Origin of the sequence: Paenibacillus lautus, assembly GCF_050482385.1 — a bacterium.
Classification (GTDB): Bacteria; Bacillota; Bacilli; order Paenibacillales; family Paenibacillaceae; genus Paenibacillus_AQ; species Paenibacillus_AQ lautus_B.
Map to the genome: position 1 here is coordinate 97,896 of NZ_JBCNHV010000032.1, position 22,003 is coordinate 119,898.

Below are 22,003 nucleotides of genomic sequence, written 5' to 3' on the forward strand. Positions count from 1 at the left end.
GTAGTTCGAGCTTGGCTCAGACTCGTATTTTACCTGCCAACTCTTATATAACGAACCCCATGTGGGTTTGCGTATTCTCAATAGACCACGTATTAGAAAAACGACAGCGAACAGGATAAGTGTAAACCCAGACATATAACCAGCCCCTCATCAATGGCTTAATGGAAAAGTTAAATGCGAGTAATACATATTACAAGTTAGAAAAAAGTAGATAACCCTAAAAGAGCTAAAATAATACCAAAACCAACAACAAATACTCCTAGAAACTGCATTTTTAATATATCATTATCATCTATTTCATGGTATTCATCCCGATTCATGCGGATTGCCATTTCTTCAGGATTTCTGAATATTAATAGACCAAGCCAGATATTAATGGCACCGACGAACATGGTAAACATAGAATCAACCCCTTAACAGACAATACGCAAATCCTAATTTCAAGTTCCATTAAATGTAAAATGCAGGGCCCGTATCTAAACTCAAAAGGTGACTAGAAACCGATCTAGGCCGCTCAATATAGACACAAGCAAACACCGAATGTGCTAAACAGGAGTATCTTATATATATACTCGTCTTGCAGTAGGACTTACAGTTGCTTGCCTAATATAAGCATTGAAACATTAGTTGGAAGCAATTGCTGCAGTTGCCTTCGCTGTAATGGATCACCGGGCTATTCAACAACCTACAAAGGCGGTGAATGATCGTGAAAAAGGTTTGGATTGACGCAGGGCATGGCGGGAAGGATTCTGGAGCAACCGGAAACGACCTGCAGGAGAAGGAAATCGTATTAGCGGTGTCTCTTGCTGTGAAGAAACGATTGGAAGCGGAATATGGCGATGTCCAAGTACTACTCTCCCGATCCTCAGATGTGTTCCTTGAATTGGCTGAACGGACCCATAAGGCAAAAGCTGCTGGCGCCGATATCCTAGTTAGCATCCATTGTAACGCGGGTGGCGGTGCTGGGGGCTTTGAGTCATATCGATATACCTCGGCAAGCTCGGCTTCGGTAAAATTGCAGAACGTTATGCACACGGAAATCATGAGTACCATTAAATCCTTCGGTGTCATCGATCGGGGGCAGAAGGCCGCTAATCTGCATATGGTCCGTGAATCTAAGATGCCTGCTGTCTTAACCGAAAACCTGTTTATCGATGTGGCGGCAGATGCAGCCAAGCTTAAACGGCAGGATGTGATTGATTCTATTGCGATCGGTCATGTGAATGGCATTGCTAAATATTTGGGACTTCAGAAGAAAGAGGGGGGCGTTACGGTGGAGGATAAGGTACATGTCATCGTAAACGGGAAGCAGATCGCGGACGGCAAGCTTGAGAATGGCGTGACCTATGTGCCGCTTCGGGCTATCGGTGAGGCGTTAAGCGCCAAGGTTGTCTGGGATAACAAGACCAAAACGGCTACAGTTACAACAAAGCCATAAATTATTAAGACCCTACTGGCTTGGACGCTGGCAGGGTCTTTGTTTTGTTTACCAAGTATGCATTTCTAAAACTCAATATTTTAGTAGTATCCGATATTCATTAACAGAGCTTCCTGAAGTTGGCGCATATCATCGTCCCCTCTCGGAATATTTGAATGATTTTATTGTTTCTGGTTTTTCAATAGTTCGATTAGATGAACCCAAAAGAATGGATAATTCAGTAGATTCGCTTCCTTCTTTATTAGCTGTCGTAGGACAAAAATCGTCAAACCATCTTTCCTAGTTCAGCCTTGTTACAATACCATCAGAAACCTGAGCTAAACAATTTATGTCTCTTTAATCATAATTTAAGCTTCCGTTAATATTCGGAGCATATGATAAAAGCACCCCTTAAAAAATATATCAGAAGCCCCTCTAACATCGGTTAGAGGGGCTTCTTTGGTTATCTTCCCTCGCCTGCGTACAGGCGGATTTCTGATTGAATATTTAGAATCCCAGCCATTTCGTAATATAAGCGGATACGGCTAACTCCTGAAAATCCTGCCAGCTGCGAAATGGGGTATGTTCAACGATAAATGGGTTAATCGTATGTCCTTGTATGAATTCGTCAAACTCTTCATCTGTGCTTCCCTCATACCCTGCGGCTTTCAGCAAGTGACCGATTGAAGAAAACTTGGTATGTCTTTGAATAAATGATTCCGAGAACAGTTCTTCCACGGGCACTTCTTGTTTCATGTCCGAGAGCCTTGCGGCATTTTCGCGAATTTCTGATAGCTTCTGTTCATCCAGTCCGTCTAATCCACTGATCCCAGTATTCATTATGCCCACCTCCAAAAAGTTGCACGTCACTCTATTATACATATACGAGTATGCTGAATTATTGGATTCGCTTTTTTTTGAAGCGGGTATTGACTTGCTTGTTTTATATAGGAGGAGAATACGGAAATTCGTTATACTGAATGGTTTAAATCTTACATAAGCAAAAAATGTCGAAAAGTTAAGAAAATAATAGAAAAATCATATATGGTATGATAATGTGGTATATATTACCTACACGGAGGTCAGTAAATGAGAACAAAGTTTGGTTTGATTTTGATGATTTGTGCATTATTAGTTATTTCGGCATGCGGAAATAATCCTACGAGCAGTGACTCCGCCAAGCAAGATGAAAGTGTCAATGCAGTTGGGGAAACCGTTAAGGATGAGCCGAGCAAAGAAGCAACAACAGAGCCAGCCAAAGAGGAGCCAAAAGAGGAACCAAAAGAGGCTTCTAACAAACCTGGAGAAAAATTCACCTTAGGTGATTGGGAAGTTGTGCTTGATTCGTTTGAGTTTGATCAAAAAGTAAGTGCAGATATGTTTTCGTCGAGTGCTGATGAAGGCAACAAGTTCCTTATTCTAAATTATACAGTCACTAATAATGGTAAAGAGGCAAAGGATTTCACATCAATCATTGGTGGCGTTAGTATGAAAGCCATATTTAAAGAGGAATATGAGTATAACTACACGGTGACCATGATTGATGGCGATCTGGGAACAGGCAGCATCAAGCCTTTGGCTACGAAATCCGGATTTGTTGTCATAGAAGTACCCGATGGCGTAGCTGATTCTAAAGAAAGCTTGGTCATCAAGCTTGAGGATCAGGACAAGGCACAAATCACATTACGATAACACCGGGAGAACGACTGACGCTAAATTCTAGTACAATAAACGAACGCCAGCTCTGCATAGATGCAGAAGCTAGGCGTTCGTTTGCTTTTTCTTAGTACAAATTATAATTATTTTTTACCTAGGAATGACTGTGGATATCATGTAGACTGGTAATGATTTACTGCCGCCACGCCTTGCTTTATGGGGAATGGAGGTCTGTACATACTTGCTTGCATATGGGGGTGGGCACTGTGCCCAAACAAGAAAAGGTTTCAATGTCATGGCTGCTACGGTATCTGAAACCGGTAAAAGGACGGCTGATACTGCTAATCCTGATGCTGCTGACGTCGACGGGTTTGCAGCTTCTGAATCCGCAGATTGTCAAACGGTTTATTGACACGGCAGCCGAAGGTGGCGTTATAGCCACGCTGATTCAGCTGGCGGGATTGTTTCTGGTCGTGGCTGTTTTTAATCAGCTGATTACCGTGGCTGTCAGCTATATGGGGAACGATATTTCATGGCGCGCGACGAACCGGCTTCGCGGCGATCTGTTGAAGCATTGCTTGCGGCTGGATATGCGATTTCATAATGTAAAAACACCCGGGGAGATGATCGAGCGGGTTGACGGCGACGTGACGAATATTTCGAACTTCTTTGCGATGTTTATCGTGCAGGTTATCGGAAGTTTTGTACTGCTTGCCGGCATATTAGGATTTATGTTTACGGTCAATCTGCCGATCGCAATCGTCATGACGGTATTTACACTGCTGTCCATTTTGTTCATGGTGTTCATCCGGAATATGGGCGTCAATTCGTCGAAGAATGAACGGGAAGCCAGCGCTTCGCTGTTCGGCTTAATTGAGGAACGCATTGCTGGCATTGAGGATGTACAAGCGAACGGCAATGTGCCGTATGTGATGAATCGGTTTCATCGCATGATGCGCAGCGTGTTCCTGAAAGGGAGAAAAGCCTGGATGCTTCGCGTCGTCCCTTGGAACACCACGGTGATTCTGTTTGCCCTTGCAGTTACCGCTGTCCTGTTGCTAGGGGTTCGTTATTATTTGATCGGTGAAATTACGCTAGGCACCCTGTTCTTAATCTATCAATATACGCAGATGCTGAATGACCCGATCGAAATGCTGGGTGACCAGGTGCAGGAGTTCCAAAAGGCAAAGTCCGGCATGCTGCGCTCCAGAGAGCTGCTGTCCAACAAGAGCGAGATTGTGGACGGAGAACAAGAAGAGCTTCCGGAGGGAGCGCTCGGTTTGAAATTTGAGGCCGTCAACTTCAGTTATAACGAAGATAAGCCGGTGTTAAAAAACATCAACTTTGAGGTCAAACCAGGCGAACGCCTGGGCATTATCGGACGTACCGGCAGCGGAAAGTCGAGTCTCAGCCGTATTCTGCTTCGACTGTATAACATCGACAGCGGTGTGATCCGCGTCGGGGGAACCGATATTACGAAGCTGAAGCTGCCTGCGCTTTACCGCCGGGTAGGGATGGTCACGCAGGATGTACAGCTGTTCGATGGCTCGCTGCGTGACAACCTAACGTTGTTCGATAACAGCGTGTCGGATGCATTTATTCTGGAAACGACGGAGCGTTTGGGACTTCGGCAATGGATCGATGCGCAGCCGGAAGGTCTGGATACGCATCTGACAACAGGCGGAGCATCGCTATCCGCGGGGGAAGCACAGCTATTTGCTTTAACCCGGGTATTTTTGACGCAGCCGAGCCTGGTGATTCTGGATGAACCGTCCTCACGCCTCGACGCCGCAACGGAAATGATGCTGCAGACGGCCGTGGATCAGCTGATGAGCAGCTGTACGGGCATCATCATCGCGCACCGGCTGGCTACGCTGGAGCAGGTGGATAAAATTATGGTGCTGGGTGACGGACAAATTCTGGAATTCGGCGCACGGGAAGCACTTGCACAAGATCCGGCATCGCATTATGCCAGACTGCTGATCACAGGCAGAGAGGAGGAGCTGGCATGACCATCACAGGTTTTATAGGGCGCCTCTTTCGTTTCAGGCCTTCATTATTTTTATTCAACGGTCTGTTGTGGTGCATATTTCATTCCTTGCCGCTATTGATCGGGCTTGGGATGCAGTGGTTTTTTGACCGGGCTACATCGAATTCGACGGATTATGTATGGCTAGCCGTTCCTTTGATCTTCATTGCCGTAGTAAGGGTTGCGCGGGTGGGGACGTTCTTTGCGGCCTTTTATCAATGGGTAACGTATATTTACCACATTCAGGCCATTCTGCGCACGAACATGCTGGCCGGGATCATGCGCTGGCCGGGGCGGAATTTGCCGGCTTCTCCAGGGGAGGCGATGAGCCGCTTCCGCGATGACGTGGAAGAAGTTGTGGAATACGTGGAATCCTGGGTGGATTTCTGGGGACGCCTTGTTTTTGCCCTCGTATCCGTAGTCATTATGGCAAGCATTAACTGGAAGATCATGCTGGTGGCCGTGCTGCCGCTCGTAGTGGTCACACTCCTGAACAATCTGTCCGGCAACCGCGCGCGTCGTTACGGTCTAAAGAACCGGGAAGCTACGGGGCGCATTACCAGCTTTATCGCGGAAACCTTCGGTGCGGTTCAAGCCTTGAAGCTCGGGCAGGCCGAGGATCATGTTCATGAGCGCTTCATGAAGCTGAACGAAGACCGACGGCAGGCAGCGCTGAAGGATAATCTGTTCAAGCAATGGATGCGATCCTTGAATCAGCATGTACTTAGCATCTGTACGGGACTGATTCTACTGATGTGTGCTGCTGAAATGCAGGCCGGGCATTTTACCGTCGGGGATTTTGCTTTGTTTACGTCTTACCTGGCCAATATCGGCTTCAGCATTTCCTTGTTCGGGTACATGGTATTCCAGCACAAGCGGCTGAAGGTTTCCTTTGACCGGATGCGCTCGCTGTTCCGTCCTGGTGAGGAAGACCGGATTATTGAGGCACGGGAAACGTATCTGAACGAAGAGCCTCCGGAACTGCCCGTCATTCACAGAGAACCGGGGGAGAAGCTCAAGGAGCTGGAAATCAAGAATTTATCGTACCATTATCCGAATTCGGAGAATGGCATATCGGACATTAATTTCCGCTTGGAGCGCGGCAAGTTTCTGGTGGTGACCGGACGAATCGGGGCGGGGAAATCGACGCTTGTCCGGACATTGCTGGGTCTCCTTCCGAAACAGGAAGGGACGATCCGCTGGAACGGGGAAGAGGTGGATCCGGCAACCTTCCTTATGCCTCCTCGGGCGGCATATACTCCGCAGGTTCCTAGGCTGTTTAGTGATCCCTTGAGAGAGAACATCGTGCAAGGGAAGAAAGAGCGGACGGAGGAAGCTCTGGAACGGGCCATCCGTCTGGCCGTCATGGAGAAGGATATCGAGAATCTGGATCAGGGACTGGAGACGTTGGTCGGTCCGAGGGGCGTCATGCTGTCGGGCGGACAAATCCAACGGGCGGCTACGGCACGCATGCTGATCACGGGGGCGGATTTATTCATTTTTGATGATCTGTCCAGCGCGCTGGACGTGGAGACGGAGCAGCTGGTATGGGATGGGTTGTTCAAGGAACAGGGCGTCACTTGCATCGCGGTATCGCATCGCAGGGCAGCCCTTTCGAAGGCCGATCATATCATCGTCATGAAGGATGGCCGGATCGAAGCGGAGGGCAGCTTGTCTGCGCTGCTCGCCACGAGCGAAGAGATGCAGCTGTTATGGCAGGGCGAGCAGTCCACTGTCGAGACTCAGGCCCCCGTAGAGGATAGAGCTGAGGTTAGCAAGGTATAACATTAAGTTTGGTTTTGGAATTGGGGACGTTAGAACAGCTTTAGAGCAAGGCAGCTTCCGTTGGGGCGGAGGCTGTCTTTTTTGTGTAATACGCATGGGGAATAATGGGCGAAATATCCCGCCACAAGGGCTGGACTCAGAAGGATTACTTTGATCCGGTGCTGCACAAATGGGCTGCGTTTATTCTAAACTCTCAGATTATCGACACGAAACCTATCGAAAATTCCATTTCGCAGATTCTATTATTTTACTTGCGAGAATAAGGATATAAATACAAGCCAATCGATAGGCTCGAGGAATAGGATGTAGAAGATGAATGGAAAGGGTGGGTTTACCATGGAATGGAGCGTCATTTTTCAATTGATCGACCCGCGGCTCTTCATGGTTGTTGCTGCCTGTTGGGTAATCGGATATGTGCTGAAGCAAACCCCCAAGGTTCCGAATTGGAGCATTGTATATCTGGTTATGGTTGTATCGATTCTGTTCACAACCGGCTTGATCGGCTGGAGCGTGGAAAATATCATTCAAGGCATACTTGCAGGGGCATTTGCGGTATTCGGGCATCAGGCCGTTAAACAAACGGCAGAGGCGATTGCGACTAGAAAGAAGTAAGAATGGCTGAATGACCCAGGATAGTTTTTGCCTAAACCGAACTTTACCTGGCAGTCTGCCGCTTGAGCCTGTTATTCTTAGGTTCATGAGATGATATAAGGGAGGGTGAAGATTTGCAGAGGAAAACGTTGACGGTTGCGGCATTACCTGGGTTTGAGCCGGAGATCGGCCGCTGGATATGGGGACTTGAGGATGTGCGGCGAACAATATTGAAACGGCTGGAAGGGATTCGATATGAGCAATTGAACCATAAGGTGGACGGTCGGCAGTCGATCGGGTCCCTGTTGTACCATATCGCTTACATTGAAGCGGACTGGCTGTACGTCGAGGTGCTTGAATCCGATTGGGACCCGGAAATAAAGGCGTGCTTTCCCTGGGATCACCGTACCGAGGATAACCATCTTTCTGAAGTGCCGGATCAGTCACTGGATGAACACCTTCACCGCATGCAGAGGGTACGCCAGGAATTGCTTGGCCATTTCGAGGGCATGGACCTCTCGGACTGGAGGCGAGTCAGACAACTGGAACCGTACGATGTGACGCCCGAATGGGTCATCTATCATCTGATTGAGCATGAGTCCCATCATCGGGGACAGATATTTCAGCTGTTAAGAGAATTGGAGCACGCATAAGGATCGATTGTCCACTCAAGTAAGACTGGGGCCTTCGTTGCATGATGCCGGAGCCTTTTGAGGCTGCTGCTATACACGTTAAAAATTCCCCGGGGCAAGGAGCTTTCCTTGCTCTTTTTTGTATATCCTGCAACGATTCAGCATGCCAAAACGTAATAAGCAGAAAGAATACGGTATCGGAGGAGCTATGATGAATAATGAATTTTACGTGGGATGGGGAACGCTGGCGTTGATTAATGCGGGGTTGGCTCAAGGAAAAAACAGAACGGGATTAAACTGGTTTCTGTTATCCCTGTTGTTAGGCCCGCTCGCAACCCTGTTTCTTGTTCTGTCAGCTAAAAGGTAATTTAAGCAATAAAAGAGCCGCCTCCCGGCAAGGGAAGCGGCCTTTATCGTATTACATCCGTTGAAACATGGCGGTGTCACGGCTGTAGTGTGTCAGATAACCTGTCTCTTCGTTGCGGATGCGGACGACATCCGGTGTGTAGCATTCAATGTAACCTCGCTCGATCTCCACGTATACGCTTGCGGGGTCCTCTTCCCATACGGAAACCACCGTTTCCGACAATGCGGCCGCGAAAAAATGGATGTCTTGCGATAGGTACCGACTATTGCGGTCTGTATTCATTTATTTCATATCCCCTTGATGGTTAGAATCAGATAAAATGCGGTCGACTAACTCGTTCATTCCCTTCCAGGAATCCTTCAGAATAAATTCATGCTGAATATGCGCGTTCCACGGACGCGGAATCAGAATGGTTTGCTTTCCAGCTTTTCTGGCGGCAATCGCATTATGGGGACCATCGTCAATCAGAAGATCGAATTCCACTAAATCCTTGCGCTTGGCCACAAAAAAATTCTCGAACGGAATAAAAGGCATATGCCGCTGCAGCCATCTCCACTTCTCGGGGACCGAGGATGGGCGGGCTGCGGTAACTACAATGACGTCATAATCATGCGTCATTCTGTGGACTTCGTCAATCGTATATTCATCAAATATTTCAAGTTCTTCATATAAGCCGGGCTTTCCGAAGAAAAACTCTTCTGAGCAGTCAGGATGCCAGATTTGGTGCAGGTTATAATCGGTAATCTGATCCAGCGTCAGCTGAGGGTCTTTGTACTGCAGATTGTGATAGTGAATGGCCTTGGGTATGAGGTGGCAGATGGTATCATCCATATCGATGGCGACTATTTTTTTGCTCATATCGTCATTACTCTCCTGTAATCATGAATTCTAAGAAACGATGATGTTCCGTAATTGTAAGGGACAGGATGATTATTGGCAAACCGGAATCAAAAATGGGAGGGTGTAACATTTTCTTCCCCCATACTCTTATAAACTAAGTATAGCATTAATACGGTCAACAACCTTCCTGATATTTACGGGTAGCGGGAATAACTTAATAAAAGAGGCCTTCACCCATTATGACAGTACATGTCATGATTGCCCTTTTATAATAGGAACACTACAGGGTATAAGGGAGGAACGGCCATGGCGCAAGAATATATCAACATCCGTGGAGCCAGAGAGAACAATCTGAAGAATGTTTCGCTGAAAATTCCAAAACGAAAGATCACGGTTTTTACCGGCGTATCCGGCTCGGGCAAATCGTCCATCGTGTTCGATACCATCAGTTCGGAAGCTCAGCGATTGCTGAATGAGACGTTTACCGCTTTTGTTCGAAACCGCCTTCCACGGCATAGCCAGCCGGACGTCGATTCGATCGAGAACTTGTCGACGGCCATCGTCATCGACCAGAAGCGTCTGGGGGGGAATTCACGGTCCACGCTAGGCACGATCACGGATCTGTACGCCATACTCCGTCTGTTGTTTTCCAGGGTGGGACAGCCATTTGTGGGATACTCCAACGTCTTTTCTTTTAACGATCCGCAGGGCATGTGTCCGGAATGTCAAGGAATCGGCAGGAAGGTCGAGCTGGATCTAAATAAACTGCTGGATACGAGCAAATCTTTGAATGAGGGAGCAGTCCGATTTCCTATTTTCTCAGTGGATAGCTGGTATATGAAAAATTACACCATGTCCGGTTTCTTTGATAACGATAAGAAACTGGCCGACTATTCGGAAGCGGAATGGGATCTCTTCCTATACGGCAAGGAGGGAAAGGTGACGTTTCCGTCCAAGGGTGGACCCGTACAGTCTGACTTCGAAGGTCTCGTGTTGAAGTTCAACCGGTTGTATATACAGAGAGACAGCAGTGAGTTATCCGAACGGACCTTAAATCACGTCAAAAATTTTATTGCGCATGGCACATGCCCGTTATGCGAGGGGACACGGCTCAGTCAAGCGGCATTAAGCTGCAGAATCAACGGTTATAATATCGCTGAGTGTGCGGCTATGGAGATTGGGGAGTTAAGAGAGATCATCCTGAATATTAAGGAGCCGGTGGCTGCCAGTATGGTGGCCAGCTTGGCCGAGCGGCTGCAGCACTTGATGGATATGGGGTTGGATTACCTGACGCTGAATCGGGAGACGACCACGCTCTCTGGTGGTGAATCGCAGCGGGTGAAGATGGTTAGGCATCTGGGCAGCAGTCTGACGGATATGATGTATGTTTTTGATGAGCCGAGTGTTGGTTTGCATCCACGGGATGTTCACCGTCTGAACGACATGCTCAGGAAGCTTCGTGACAAGGGCAACACGGTGCTGGTCGTGGAGCATGACCGTGACGTGATTGAAATTGCCGACCATGTGGTGGACGTGGGCCCGAATGCCGGTACCCGGGGTGGAGAAGTTATCTTCGAGGGTACGGTTGAGCAGCTGTGCAGCCAAGAATCTACGTTAACCGGGCAGTATATGAAACGCTGCATGCCGATGAAAGAACAGTATCGGGTACCGACAGGACTTATGCGCATTGCGAATGCCAATCATCATAACCTGAAAAATGTAACGGTGGATATCCCGGAAGGCGTGTTGACCGTGATCACGGGCGTAGCGGGGTCAGGCAAGAGCTCGCTGATTCATCATGCCTTCCTGTCCCAGCATCCCGAGGCTGTCGTCATCGACCAGTCAGCGGTCAGCACCTCAATCCGTTCCAATCCTGCTACCTATACGGGGATCATGGATGACATTCGGAACATGTTTGCCAAAGCTAACGATCAGAGTCCATCCTTATTCAGCTTCAATTCCAAAGGAGCCTGTCCCGACTGCCACGGTCTCGGGTTCATTTATACGGATCTGGCGTTTATGGAAGGCATCAAGTCACCGTGTGACACCTGTGACGGCAGGCGCTTTAAGGATGATGTGCTGCAGTATAAACTCCATGGAAAAATGATTACCGACGTGCTGGATATGACAGTGCTGCAGGCACTCGATTTTTTCGAGAAAAAAGAAATCAGACGGCGGCTGGAGGCCCTGCACGATGTCGGCCTGCACTATCTGACACTCGGACAGCCGCTAAGCACCCTGTCCGGGGGTGAAAGTCAGCGCATCAAGCTGGCCAGCGAGCTGCACAAGCAGGGAAAGATCTACGTGATGGACGAGCCGACAACGGGGCTGCATATGTCGGATGTCGGGCATTTGCTGGACATGATGAATCGGCTCGTTGATAACGGCAGCTCGGTGATCGTGATCGAGCACAATCTGGATGTGATCCGTCAGGCGGACTGGATCATCGATCTCGGACCTGAGGGCGGCAGCAGGGGAGGTAGGGTCATGTTTGAAGGAACGCCTGCTGAACTGATCATGGCGGAACAATCGCTGACCGCGAAGTATGTACGGGGTTAGCGGGGAGCTGGCACGAATTCGTTTCCGTAGTCGATTCATAGTAGACTTATTGTGGTCGTGCCGCATATCCCCGCGGCATGGCCATTCTATGGTTGTTAGGCTTATAAGATCGCTTAAACGGCAATACTGTATGCTGCGACAGACTAAGTTGGTTAATGAAGTACGTGTAATGACTCGGTCTGCATTCCTAAATAAGCAGCATCTTTATTGTAAACGGGGGATACGACAATGCAGAAAGTATGGTGGAAAGAAGCAGTTGCTTACGAAATCTATCCGCGCAGTTTTATGGATACGAATGAAGACGGGATCGGGGATCTGCCAGGGGTTATATCTCGCCTGGATTATTTGAAGGATCTCGGGATCGATGTGATATGGGTATGCCCCATCTATCGTTCATCTAATAGCGACAACGGTTACGATATCAGCGATTATCAGGATATTATGACGGAGTTCGGATCCATGGCCGACTTCGATCAGCTACTGGCCGAAATCCATAACCGCGGCATGCGGCTTATTATGGATCTGGTGCTCAATCATACCTCGGATGAACATCCGTGGTTTATTGAATCCCGTTCCTCAAGGACCAATCCGAAGCGGGATTACTATATCTGGCGGAATGCGAGGGATGGAGCCGAGCCGAACAATTGGGAATCCGTCTTCACTGGTTCCGCTTGGGAATATGACGAGTTAACGGATCAATATTATCTCCACCTCTATTCCAAGAAGCAGCCTGATTTAAACATGGAGAATCCGGCGGTCAGGGATGATCTGGTCAAGATGATCCGTTGGTGGCTGGATAAAGGGATTGACGGTTTCCGCGTGGATGCGATCACCCATATTAAGAAACTGCCGGGATTGCCGGATATGCCGAATCCGAATCATCTTCGATATGTCGACTCGAATCCCGGACATCGGAATATAGCGGGCATCCATGATTTTCTTCAACAATTCAAACGCGAAGCGTTCGCCCATTATGACATTATGACGGTTGGCGAAGCGAGCGGCATTCCGATATCGGAAGCAGACCGCTGGATCGGGGAAGAGAACGGGTCGCTGAACATGATTTTTCAATTTGAGCATGTCAATCTTGATTTCGGGCTCGAAGGGCGCTGGGATTATGCGATCTGGGACTTGGCCGAATTGAAGCAGATCATGCATAAATGGCAGACGGGACTTGAAGGCGTGGGCTGGAATGCCCTCTATATGGAGAATCACGATCAGCCGCGCTCCGTATCCCGTTTTGGCGATCCGGTCCACTATCATAAGGAATCGGCCAAGATGCTGGCTACTTTTTTTATGCTGATGCAGGGGACGCCGTTTATTTACCAGGGGCAGGAAATCGGCATGACGAATGTTGAGTTTGCGGAGCTGAGCGATTATCGAGACGTGGAGATCTACAATTATTACCGCGAGCGGCTGTTAGACGGGAAAGACGTGTCCGAGACGATGCGCAGAATCGCGTACCGGGCAAGGGACAACGCAAGAACGCCGATGCAGTGGGATGACACGCTTTATGGCGGCTTCTCCACGGTTGTGCCGTGGATCCGCTGTAATCCGAATTATCATGAGATCAACGTGGAGCAGCAGTTAAATGATCCTGATTCTATTCTGAATTACTATAAAGCCTTGATTCGTCTGCGCAAATCCAGTGAGGCGTTGATCTACGGAACATATGAAGCGGTGCTTCAAGAGCATCCGGAAATATTCGCCTATTCCAGGTCGCTCGGGAACGAGACGTACTTGGTCGTACTCAACTTCTATAGCGGAACACCGGATTTTCAATTCCCTGTCGAGTGGCGTGAGCATCAACCGGAAGTTGTACTCTCGAACTACGAGCGCTCGGACCGAAGTTTCAGCGAATTCGCTCTACACCCTTATGAAGCGATAGTTTATCGTGTAAACTAAGTTGGTAAGCGATTTCTTGAAATGAGAGGTGAATGCAGCTTGTCACAACCAAACATGATGTCTGCCGCTGTTCTTGATCGCCCTTTATCCATTGGGGTGAAGCAGGTTCCCATTCCGGAGCCGAAGCCGGATGAAGCCTTGATTCAAGTGTATTGCATTGGCATATGCGGTTCGGATGTGCACTACTATGAGCATGGACGGATTGGCAGGTATGAGGTGAAGGAACCGTTGATTCTGGGACATGAGCTTGCCGGCGTTGTCGTTAGAACGGGGGAGAAGGTGAGAAATGTCTCCGTCGGTGACCGCGTGGCCGTGGAACCAGGCGTTACGTGCGGGCGCTGCTCTTATTGTAAAAGCGGACGTTACAACCTGTGTCCGGATGTTGTATTTATGGCCACCCCGCCGGTTGACGGAGCCTGGGCCGAATACGTCGCGGTGCGAAGCGACTTCCTGTTCCGGCTGCCGGATGAAATGTCCTTTGAGGAAGGCGCTTTGCTTGAACCGCTGTCTGTAGGACTTCATGCCGTACGCCGCGGGCGTATCCGGCCAGAGGACCGAGTGCTGGTGCTCGGACTGGGGCCGATTGGCTTGCTTGCCATGGAGGCGGCCAAAATGTCCGGAGCCTCTCAGGTATATGGCAGCGACGTCGTGGAATACCGGCGTAATTTGGCCCTTCAGATGGAAGCCTCCGGCGTGATCAATCCGATGGATGAATCCGTTCCGCAGCGATTGAACGAACTTACGGGCGGCAAAGGTATTGATCTTGTTATTGAAACGTCGGGCAACGCAGGTGCCATCGCGGATTCAATCGGTTATGTGAACCGAGGAGGCCGGATCGTGTATGTAGGTCTGCCCACAAAGGATGCCATCCCGGTGGATATTGGCGCTTTGGTTGATGCCGAGCTGGATGTATACGGCGTGTTCCGCTACGCAAACACGTACCCGGCGGCTATTCAGATGCTGCAAAACAAGGGCAGCCGCATACGCGATATCATCACCCACCAGTTTTCCTTAGATCAGATCGAGGAAGCTGTAGAGCTTGCTCGCACGCAAAAGAACACCAGCGTAAAAGTCATGATCTATCCTCATCCAACCGCATAACATAGTTGCTGCCGGGAGAGTCGCTTCCAGGGCCAGCACGTTCAATCGTGCCCAAACAACGTCATTGATCATCATAAAAAGGCACCGCTCCAACATTAGTCGGAGCGGTGCCTTTTCATGATCCAGGTTAGTTCGGGCGTTCATTGCTCATCCAGCTGTCGATACGCAGATCATCGCTGTAGCTGTCGCGAGCCGAAATTTCACCAAGCTTCTGCTCGGCTTCCTCACGGGTATCGAACCCGCCGATGACCGCGATGAATTCACCGCCGGCGGTCTTAATGAAGGTCACGTCGTCTTCCATATAAATCTCTTCAAGAATAGCAAGGGATTCCCCTTGCGGCATGGCTTCACTGCGGATATAGAAGACCTCGCGCGGGGTTACCGGCTCGCCGGTCGAAGTGAGCTTCAGCTCAATATAGCCGGGGTCTTTATATTCGGATACGGTATGCTTCACGCCATCCTTCAGTTCAACGACAAAACGCATGGCCGAGTCGTCCAAAATCACATTCTCATAGACATCCTTCACCAGCGGGAGGGCCAGCATGTCTTTCTTGAGGGTTTCATAATCAAAGTTTCGTACGCCGTTAAACGTGAAGATCAGACGGTTTGGTGCATCCCGATGATCCACGGTGTAGGCCGGGACGCTGGAAACGGACTGGCCTTCCTGATCAAATTGAATCTTAAACACGTCCTCGGAAGCTTCCGTACCCACGGTAACGCCGTCGGTCCGCTCGCCTCCGCCCCCGAACTGCAGAACCTGAACGATGCTGCCTACCACGGGGACTTTGGCCAAGGCGTTTGCCACCGTCGGGATGTTGACCACGAATAGCAGGGCAATGGCAGCTGCAACAACGGACGAATATCTTGTCAAGCGCATGGATCGTTTGCGGGCAGCCGCCTTTTTCTGTGCTGCGACCATAACGTCGGTTAGCTGGGCAGGGATCTCAATGTGTTCGTAGCGTTCTTTTCCTGTCATAGTTTATCGACCTCTCCCTCGATTAAATACGATTTTAATTTTCCGATAATGCGGTAGAATCTGGTCTTGACCGTGTTTTCGGACAATGACAGCACATCTGCCATTTCTCGAAAGCGCAGGTCCTCAAAAAACTTCAGAATAATATAGGTTTTCTCTTCGGGCATCAGTCTGTCCAGCGCATCATATAAATCCATTTTCTCTTCCAGCGGTATGGTATGCTCTGCGGCTGCATAGTCTTGTGTTTGGTCCTCCATATAAGTTACCCGCTTCTTGCGACCGAGATGGTCGATGGCAGCGTTAATGACAATCCGGGTCATCCAGGACTCAAAATACTGCGGCGTGTTCATCCGCTCGTAAGCGAGATATCCCTTATAGGTTGCCTCGGAGACGATATCGAGTGCCTCCTGCTCATTTTTTACATAGCAATAGGCCACCCGGTATAACTTGCTTTTGCATTTCTCAATATTTTCGCTGAACTGTTTTGGCTTCGACTCTTTCGCTCTCAGTTCACTCACCCCTAACTACTAGCGCTAGTATTTTATGTCATGGCACGAATTCGTTTTGATCTATTCCTGGTTTAATGGGTTGGATCATGCTCAAGTACTTGAGTGTGCTTGACTGATCATTAGACCGTGGAGCGGGCCAAATAGTTTTAGCCGGGGATAAAAAAGTTACGGCTTGGTGAGATATACCATCTGAATCACCTGTAAAAATTAATCCGTGAACTTAACAGAAGTCCTTAACGGTGTTACTATATTAACCATATAAAATGTACGGAGGCCAGAACATGTAGGTTTTTCTACCCTAACCAACACAACTAAATACAGAATTGGGGTAGAAAGATGAAGAGGAAATCTTTTCGGTATCTCTGGATAGGTCAGGCGCTCGCCAATAGCGGTGATTTGTTTTACATTGTCGGCCTGATGGCAATTATCTATGGGATTACGGGATCCGCCATGTTGATGGCCATGATACCCTTTGTCACGACGATGGCACGGTTTATAAGCGGGAGCTTTGCGCCCGTGTTGATGGATAAATACAGCCTCAAGTCGCTGCTTGCTTCGTCGCAAATCGGGAAAACAGCCGTGTTGTTCCTATTGTTAATGACCTACTATGTGCTGGGAGAACAGGAGGTGACGGTCTATGCGATTCTCGGATTCGTATTCCTCATCTCTTTGCTCGATGGCTGGGCTGCACCTGCAAGCCATGCCATGCTGCCGCGGCTGGTGGATGCCGCCGAGTTAACGAAAGCCAACAGCTTTGTCGCTCTCGTCGATCAGCTAATCCAACTGGGAGGATGGGCCGTTGGGGGACTGCTGGTTGTAGCTATGGGTGGCAGCAACGTGATATGGCTAACCTTTGCCCTGGCTCTTGCAGCCGCTGTCTTCATGAAGATGATCGAGGATCGGCATGAATCCACCCAGGAACAGAAAGAGAAGGCGCGCGTTTCGAATTGGCGCTCCATTCAAGAAGGCTGGACACTCATTTGGAAACAGCCTTCTCTTCGGGCAATTCATGTGATTTATGTATTGGAGACGATGGCGGGCGTGATTTGGATCGCAGCGACCATCTACGTGTATGTAGCCGATGTGCTGCACAGGGAAGAGGCGTGGTGGGGATATATCAATGCAAGCTTTTTCTTAGGACTTATGCTAGGTGGACTGTTTGGAATGAGAAACGCGGGGCTGATCGACCGCAACATCCGTAAATTCGTCATCTGCTCTTCCTTCGGCATCAGTCTCATGACGTTCGGTTTTGGATTGACCTCGGTGTCTTGGCTGGCCCTGGTGTTCTCTGCAGGTTTTGGCGTTTTTGAACAGATTAAGGCAGTCTCGCTTCAGACTACACTCCAGCGGGGCGTATCTGTCCATTTATTGCCGAAAGTGTACGCAGCTCAAAGCGCGCTTGTTTCACTGGTATTCGGCTTATCCACCCTGTTGTTTGGGTTCATAACCGATGAATTCGGCGTTCGGGCTACGTACATCATCGCTGCCACGGTGTTGTTCATCTCGGGATGTTATGCATTACGGATACGAACGAGATTGCCGGAGTTAGGGGAGGGGCTTGAACAAGGACGGATCGGCATTGAAAAATAAATAACAAAAGACGAGCTGAACGCTCGTCTTTTTTTCATGCATAAATTGATCCGGACGCAAGAAACGGCAAGCATCACAAGACGGTTCATGTCGACTTAAAGGAGATGTTCGAATATGCCCCAAACACAACAAGCAATCACGCTTTCCCAAAATCCAGCGTCATCAAGCTCTGCGTATTCTTACGGTTTACGGAACGTGAAACTTAAATAAATCGCTGGCGATACTGGTTTTAAAAATAATTAGAAAATCCGTTGACAATCCAGCTACTGCGTATTACGATATACCAGTAGTAGGTCACACTGATTACCGACACCGCGGGAAAGTGAGGTTGCGAAAATATTTTAGGAGAAATTGTTGACACTTCCCACTACTCGGTGATACAATGTACGTGTAATGAGTAATACTTAATAGCGTTTTTCAAATGCTGTTAAGTGAAAATTTCCCTTAGTACTAAGTTGTACTGAATATAAGTTATACTAATTAGGGGAGGGACAAATAGAGGAGGCACTGAATATGGAAAATTTAACTGAAATGCTGAAGGGTTCGCTGGAAGGCTGCGTGCTGGAAATCATCAGCCGCCGTGAAACCTATGGCTACGAAATTACCCGCCGCCTGAACGAGCTGGGGTTTACCGAAGTCGTGGAAGGAACGGTCTACACCATACTCGTGCGGCTAGAAAAGAAAAAACTGGTGAACATTGAAAAGAAACCGTCAGATATGGGGCCGCCGCGCAAGTTTTACTCACTTAATGAGGCTGGCCGCCAGGAACTTAAATTGTTTTGGGAAAAGTGGGATTTTTTATCGTCGAAAATCAACGTCTTGAAGTCAAACTAGCTTCATAAGATATTCCGTCCGATATTTTGGGGTGTCTTGTTCAGCTTTCAATAAAAGGAGGAAAAATAATATGTTGGAAATGTTCAAAAAATTGATTGGTGATAAAAAAGAGTACAAGATGATGATGGCCCGGGTCGAAGCCCTGCCAGAGGACTACCAGTTTGTATTTAAGAAAATTCAAAACTACATGTGGAATTTCTCAGCGGGCAACGGGATGGATATGCTGCACATGCAGTATGAATTAATCGATTTGTTCGAAGCCGGTGCGGCGGAAGGCAGACAAGTGCTGGAAATCACCGGGGACGACGTGGCGTCCTTTGCCGACGAATTAGTGGCAAACGCTAAAACCTATGTAGCCAAGTATCGGGAAGATTTGAATCAGAGTATCATGAACCGATTGGGAAAAAAATAAATTCAATAGATCATACCGACTGATTAGCTGGTACCAAATGTGAATTGCCGCCTCTGCTATTCAGTTCATTTTTAACCCGGTAGTAAGTTATACAGATTATCAGTCTGACTAAATAGCGGAGTGCAGGCAATCCAGCTCCGCAAAGCACTTATTATTAAGGAGGAAAAAATATGAGAAATGAAGCGATTTCTGTAAAAGGGTTAAAAAAATCCTTTAAAGACAAGGAAGTCTTAAAGGGGGTGGATTTTGAGGTGCGGCGTGGTGAAATTTTTGCACTGCTGGGCTCAAATGGAGCGGGCAAGACGACGACTGTCAACATCCTCTCGACGCTGATGAAGCCTGATGGCGGCGAAATAGGTATTTGCGGCTTTGACGTCCAGCGTCAACCGGATCATGTTCGCCAGAGCATCAGCCTGACAGGGCAGTTCGCGGCTTTAGACGGCATGCTCACCGGGCGGGAAAACCTGATGATGATCGCCAAGATGCGGGGAGTCTCCAATCCAGCACAAGTCGCCGACAATCTGCTTGCAAGATTCAGCCTGACCGATGCGGCGGGCCGCCGGGCAGACAAATATTCCGGCGGGATGAAGCGCCGGCTTGACATCGCCATGAGCCTGATCGGGACACCGGCAGTCATTTTTCTCGACGAACCGACGACGGGGCTTGACCCCGAAGCGAGGATTGAAGTCTGGAATACCGTCAAGGAGCTTGCCGGCGGCGGCACGACCATCTTGCTGACGACCCAGTACCTGGAGGAAGCAGAACAACTGGCGGACCGTATCGCCATCCTGCACGGCGGAAAAATCATCACGACCGGTACCCTTACCGAACTCAAAGAGATGTTCCCGCCAGCAAAAGTGGAGTACACCCTGAAGCAGCCGACATTAGAGGAAATTTTCCTCGCGATCATCGGCAAAAAGGAGGCGATGTAAATGAAAAGCAAAACAGGGGTATTACTAGGGCGTTTAATGCGCAACATCATGCGCAGTCCGGATACGATTATTACGGTGGCGATTACGCCGATTATGATGATGCTGCTGTTTGTCTATGTATTTGGCGGCGCCATAGAGACAGGCACGGACAACTACGTCAATTATTTATTGCCGGGAATCTTTCTGATGGCTATCGCATCCGGCGTCGCTTACACTTCCTTGCGGCTGTTTACGGATGTAAAGAGCGGGTTGATGGCGCGTTTCATTACCATGCCCATCAAGCGCTCGTCGGTATTGTGGGCTCACGTGTTGACCTCGCTTGTTTCCAATGCGCTTACTGTCGTGGTGGTTTTCCTCGTCGCCCTCTTAATGGGCTTCCGTTCCAGCGCTAATATCCTGGATTGGCTTGCTGTCGCTGGGATACTTGGACTGTTTACGCTGGCGCTGACATGGCTTGCGGTTATTCCCGGATTGACAGCGAAGTCTATGGAAGGGGCGACAGCCTACTCGTACCCGCTGATTTTCCTGCCGTTTATCAGTTCGGCCTTTGTCCCCACCGAAACCATGCCTAAAATTGTCCGTGCGTTTGCTGAGAACCAGCCCGTGACTTCAATCGTGAATGCGATTCGTGCCCTCTTGTATGAAGGGACGGTTGGCAACGATATCTGGATCGCGCTTGCTTGGTGCGTCGGCATCATGGTCATCGCTTACTTCTTCGCCAGTAAAACATTTAAACGCCAGTTAGGGTAGATACACCATTATGAGATTAGCCATATCAATAGTCAGCCCCTGCGATGAATGAATTTGCTATTACATGGAAGGCTTTAATGCGGGGGCAACCATCGGTATGATTGGTGCGGCATGATCACTTATCCCAATGCGAGTTTTGCCATGCATGCTTTAGAAGTATTTACAGCCTCTTTCGCAGGAAGCAAAACCGCTTTGGTAATCAATGTCATTAACTTAAGGAACTATGGATTACATTTCGGTTGGAATGTTATCCATAGTTTTTTTCGATTCAGATATCGTTTGGACTGTCCAACGTGGACTGTATCATGATTAGGAAAGAAGAGATGCATTGACGTGAAGGAGACCCTCCCGTGTCACGCAGGGGAGAGCCTCTTTTTGGATTGCTATGTTGTTACCGGTGTTATCGTGAAGGACCGATCGCAATCCAGGACATGAAGCCATAAGCAAGATTGCAGTTAGGCTGACGGGTTACTTCCAGAACGGCGACATCCTCGCGCTGGGACTTCAACGAGATTTGGAATCCCGGATTGTTGCTCATCCCTACAATGATATAGTTTATTCCGCCAAAAGGCTCCTCAAATTGGACGGTAACCTCAGTCAGCACCTCAGCACCAAATACAAATGGAGTCATTCCGAATTGCTGTAGCTTCGGCTGGCCGGCTGCGCTCCGTATAGGAGTAAAGCCCAAATGTTCCGCTGTTACCGCGCCCTGTGCCAATTGTTGTCCGGTAACCGCTCCTTCGGCCAGGTGGGCGCTGGTGACTGCGCCATCGGCAAGCTTGCTGCCATCGATGGAGCCTTCGTTTAATGTGAAGTTATCGAAGGCATCCGGTCCGAGGTGACGGCTGCCGATGGTCCCGTCGGCAATCTGAGTGCCAGTGAGTGAGCCGTCAGCAACGTGAGCGCCGGTGATGGAAGCGTCGGCAATCTTGCCTCCGTCTATGGAGCCGTCGGCTAACGTGAAGTTATCGAAGGCATCCGGCCCGAGATGCCTGCTGCCGATGGTTCCGTCGGCAATCTGAGTGCCAGTGAGTGAGCCGTCAGCAACGTGAGCGCCGGTAATGGAAGCTCCAGCAATCTTGCTTCCGGTAACAGATCCCTCGGCTAACGTGAAGTTATCG

General features: G+C 49.0%; 22 protein-coding genes. 15 read left to right on the plus strand and 7 right to left on the minus strand.

Annotated elements, in window-relative coordinates:
* Positions 1 to 197 precede the first annotated feature (197 nt).
* Complete coding sequence (locus ABEW73_RS32255) at positions 198 to 401, minus strand: hypothetical protein (protein WP_430173779.1); 204 nt, start codon at positions 399 to 401, stop codon at positions 198 to 200.
* A gap of 305 nt (positions 402 to 706) precedes the next feature.
* Between ABEW73_RS32255 and ABEW73_RS32260 the strand changes: the two genes are divergently transcribed.
* On the plus strand, positions 707 to 1,438 hold the full coding sequence (locus ABEW73_RS32260) for an N-acetylmuramoyl-L-alanine amidase (protein WP_430173778.1): 732 nt from the start codon (positions 707 to 709) through the stop codon (positions 1,436 to 1,438).
* A 486-nt stretch (positions 1,439 to 1,924) separates the two neighbouring features.
* Here ABEW73_RS32260 and ABEW73_RS32265 read toward each other — a convergent pair whose 3' ends face one another.
* On the minus strand, positions 1,925 to 2,257 hold the full coding sequence (locus tag ABEW73_RS32265; protein WP_076322226.1) for a hypothetical protein: 333 nt from the start codon (positions 2,255 to 2,257) through the stop codon (positions 1,925 to 1,927).
* A gap of 249 nt (positions 2,258 to 2,506) precedes the next feature.
* Between ABEW73_RS32265 and ABEW73_RS32270 the strand changes: the two genes are divergently transcribed.
* The 6 genes from ABEW73_RS32270 (at position 2,507) to ABEW73_RS32295 (ending at position 8,477) form a co-directional block, all read left to right on the plus strand.
* Entirely contained in the window at positions 2,507 to 3,109 is a 603-nt protein-coding gene (locus tag ABEW73_RS32270; RefSeq protein ID WP_430173776.1) for a DUF4352 domain-containing protein, read from the plus strand.
* 230 nt (positions 3,110 to 3,339) lie between these two features.
* Positions 3,340 to 5,085 (plus strand): ABC transporter ATP-binding protein, encoded by a 1,746-nt coding sequence (locus ABEW73_RS32275; RefSeq protein ID WP_430173775.1) that lies wholly within the window; start codon positions 3,340 to 3,342, stop codon positions 5,083 to 5,085.
* Positions 5,082 to 6,887, plus strand: coding sequence for an ABC transporter ATP-binding protein (locus tag ABEW73_RS32280; RefSeq protein WP_430173774.1), 1,806 nt, complete (start codon positions 5,082 to 5,084; stop codon positions 6,885 to 6,887). The genes ABEW73_RS32275 and ABEW73_RS32280 overlap by 4 nt, the downstream gene beginning before the upstream one ends.
* Positions 6,888 to 7,199: 312 nt before the next feature.
* Positions 7,200 to 7,499 carry a phage holin family protein gene (locus ABEW73_RS32285; RefSeq protein WP_071222109.1) on the plus strand — a complete coding sequence of 100 codons (300 nt, stop codon included), beginning with the start codon at positions 7,200 to 7,202 and terminating at the stop codon, positions 7,497 to 7,499.
* Between the two features lie 113 nt (positions 7,500 to 7,612).
* Positions 7,613 to 8,131 carry a DinB family protein gene (locus tag ABEW73_RS32290; protein ID WP_430173772.1) on the plus strand — a complete coding sequence of 173 codons (519 nt, stop codon included), beginning with the start codon at positions 7,613 to 7,615 and terminating at the stop codon, positions 8,129 to 8,131.
* A 190-nt stretch (positions 8,132 to 8,321) separates the two neighbouring features.
* The gene (locus tag ABEW73_RS32295) at positions 8,322 to 8,477 is read left to right on the plus strand and encodes a hypothetical protein (RefSeq protein WP_006208027.1); all 156 of its coding nucleotides are present in this window, start codon (positions 8,322 to 8,324) and stop codon (positions 8,475 to 8,477) included.
* A gap of 51 nt (positions 8,478 to 8,528) precedes the next feature.
* On the opposite strand, the gene ABEW73_RS32300 is transcribed toward ABEW73_RS32295, so the two are convergent.
* Entirely contained in the window at positions 8,529 to 8,759 is a 231-nt protein-coding gene (locus ABEW73_RS32300; protein ID WP_071222107.1) for a hypothetical protein, read from the minus strand.
* Positions 8,760 to 9,335: a 5' nucleotidase, NT5C type gene (locus ABEW73_RS32305; RefSeq protein WP_076322219.1), complete on the minus strand. Its 576-nt coding sequence runs from the start codon at positions 9,333 to 9,335 to the stop codon at positions 8,760 to 8,762.
* Between the two features lie 288 nt (positions 9,336 to 9,623).
* On the opposite strand from ABEW73_RS32305, the gene ABEW73_RS32310 reads away from it, so the two are divergent.
* From ABEW73_RS32310 to ABEW73_RS32320, 3 genes are all read left to right on the plus strand, one after another.
* On the plus strand, positions 9,624 to 11,876 hold the full coding sequence (locus ABEW73_RS32310; protein WP_430173770.1) for an ATP-binding cassette domain-containing protein: 2,253 nt from the start codon (positions 9,624 to 9,626) through the stop codon (positions 11,874 to 11,876).
* Between the two features lie 228 nt (positions 11,877 to 12,104).
* Positions 12,105 to 13,781 (plus strand): glycoside hydrolase family 13 protein, encoded by a 1,677-nt coding sequence (locus ABEW73_RS32315; RefSeq protein WP_430173769.1) that lies wholly within the window; start codon positions 12,105 to 12,107, stop codon positions 13,779 to 13,781.
* A 39-nt stretch (positions 13,782 to 13,820) separates the two neighbouring features.
* A complete protein-coding gene (locus tag ABEW73_RS32320) occupies positions 13,821 to 14,882 on the plus strand; it encodes an NAD(P)-dependent alcohol dehydrogenase (RefSeq protein ID WP_430173767.1) in 1,062 nt (353 codons plus the stop codon).
* A gap of 127 nt (positions 14,883 to 15,009) precedes the next feature.
* Here the strand turns inward: ABEW73_RS32320 and ABEW73_RS32325 are convergent, their stop codons facing one another.
* Positions 15,010 to 15,858, minus strand: a complete 849-nt coding sequence (locus ABEW73_RS32325) for a hypothetical protein (RefSeq protein WP_430173765.1) — start codon at positions 15,856 to 15,858, stop codon at positions 15,010 to 15,012.
* The gene (locus tag ABEW73_RS32330; protein ID WP_430173764.1) at positions 15,855 to 16,373 is read right to left on the minus strand and encodes a sigma-70 family RNA polymerase sigma factor; all 519 of its coding nucleotides are present in this window, start codon (positions 16,371 to 16,373) and stop codon (positions 15,855 to 15,857) included. Before ABEW73_RS32330 ends, ABEW73_RS32325 begins: the two co-directional genes overlap by 4 nt.
* 327 nt (positions 16,374 to 16,700) lie before the next feature.
* On the opposite strand from ABEW73_RS32330, the gene ABEW73_RS32335 reads away from it, so the two are divergent.
* The 5 genes from ABEW73_RS32335 (at position 16,701) to ABEW73_RS32355 (ending at position 20,882) form a co-directional block, all read left to right on the plus strand.
* A complete protein-coding gene (locus tag ABEW73_RS32335) occupies positions 16,701 to 17,954 on the plus strand; it encodes an MFS transporter (protein ID WP_430173762.1) in 1,254 nt (417 codons plus the stop codon).
* 513 nt (positions 17,955 to 18,467) lie between these two features.
* Entirely contained in the window at positions 18,468 to 18,788 is a 321-nt protein-coding gene (locus ABEW73_RS32340; protein WP_430173761.1) for a PadR family transcriptional regulator, read from the plus strand.
* Positions 18,789 to 18,858: 70 nt separating this feature from the next.
* Positions 18,859 to 19,200, plus strand: a complete 342-nt coding sequence (locus ABEW73_RS32345; RefSeq protein WP_430173759.1) for a DUF1048 domain-containing protein — start codon at positions 18,859 to 18,861, stop codon at positions 19,198 to 19,200.
* Between the two features lie 170 nt (positions 19,201 to 19,370).
* Entirely contained in the window at positions 19,371 to 20,132 is a 762-nt protein-coding gene (locus tag ABEW73_RS32350; protein ID WP_430173758.1) for an ABC transporter ATP-binding protein, read from the plus strand.
* On the plus strand, positions 20,133 to 20,882 hold the full coding sequence (locus ABEW73_RS32355; RefSeq protein WP_430173757.1) for an ABC transporter permease: 750 nt from the start codon (positions 20,133 to 20,135) through the stop codon (positions 20,880 to 20,882).
* A 400-nt stretch (positions 20,883 to 21,282) separates the two neighbouring features.
* Here the strand turns inward: ABEW73_RS32355 and ABEW73_RS32360 are convergent.
* Positions 21,283 to 22,003 (minus strand): WIAG-tail domain (locus ABEW73_RS32360; protein WP_430206424.1); only part of this gene is annotated, 721 nt, incomplete at its 5' end.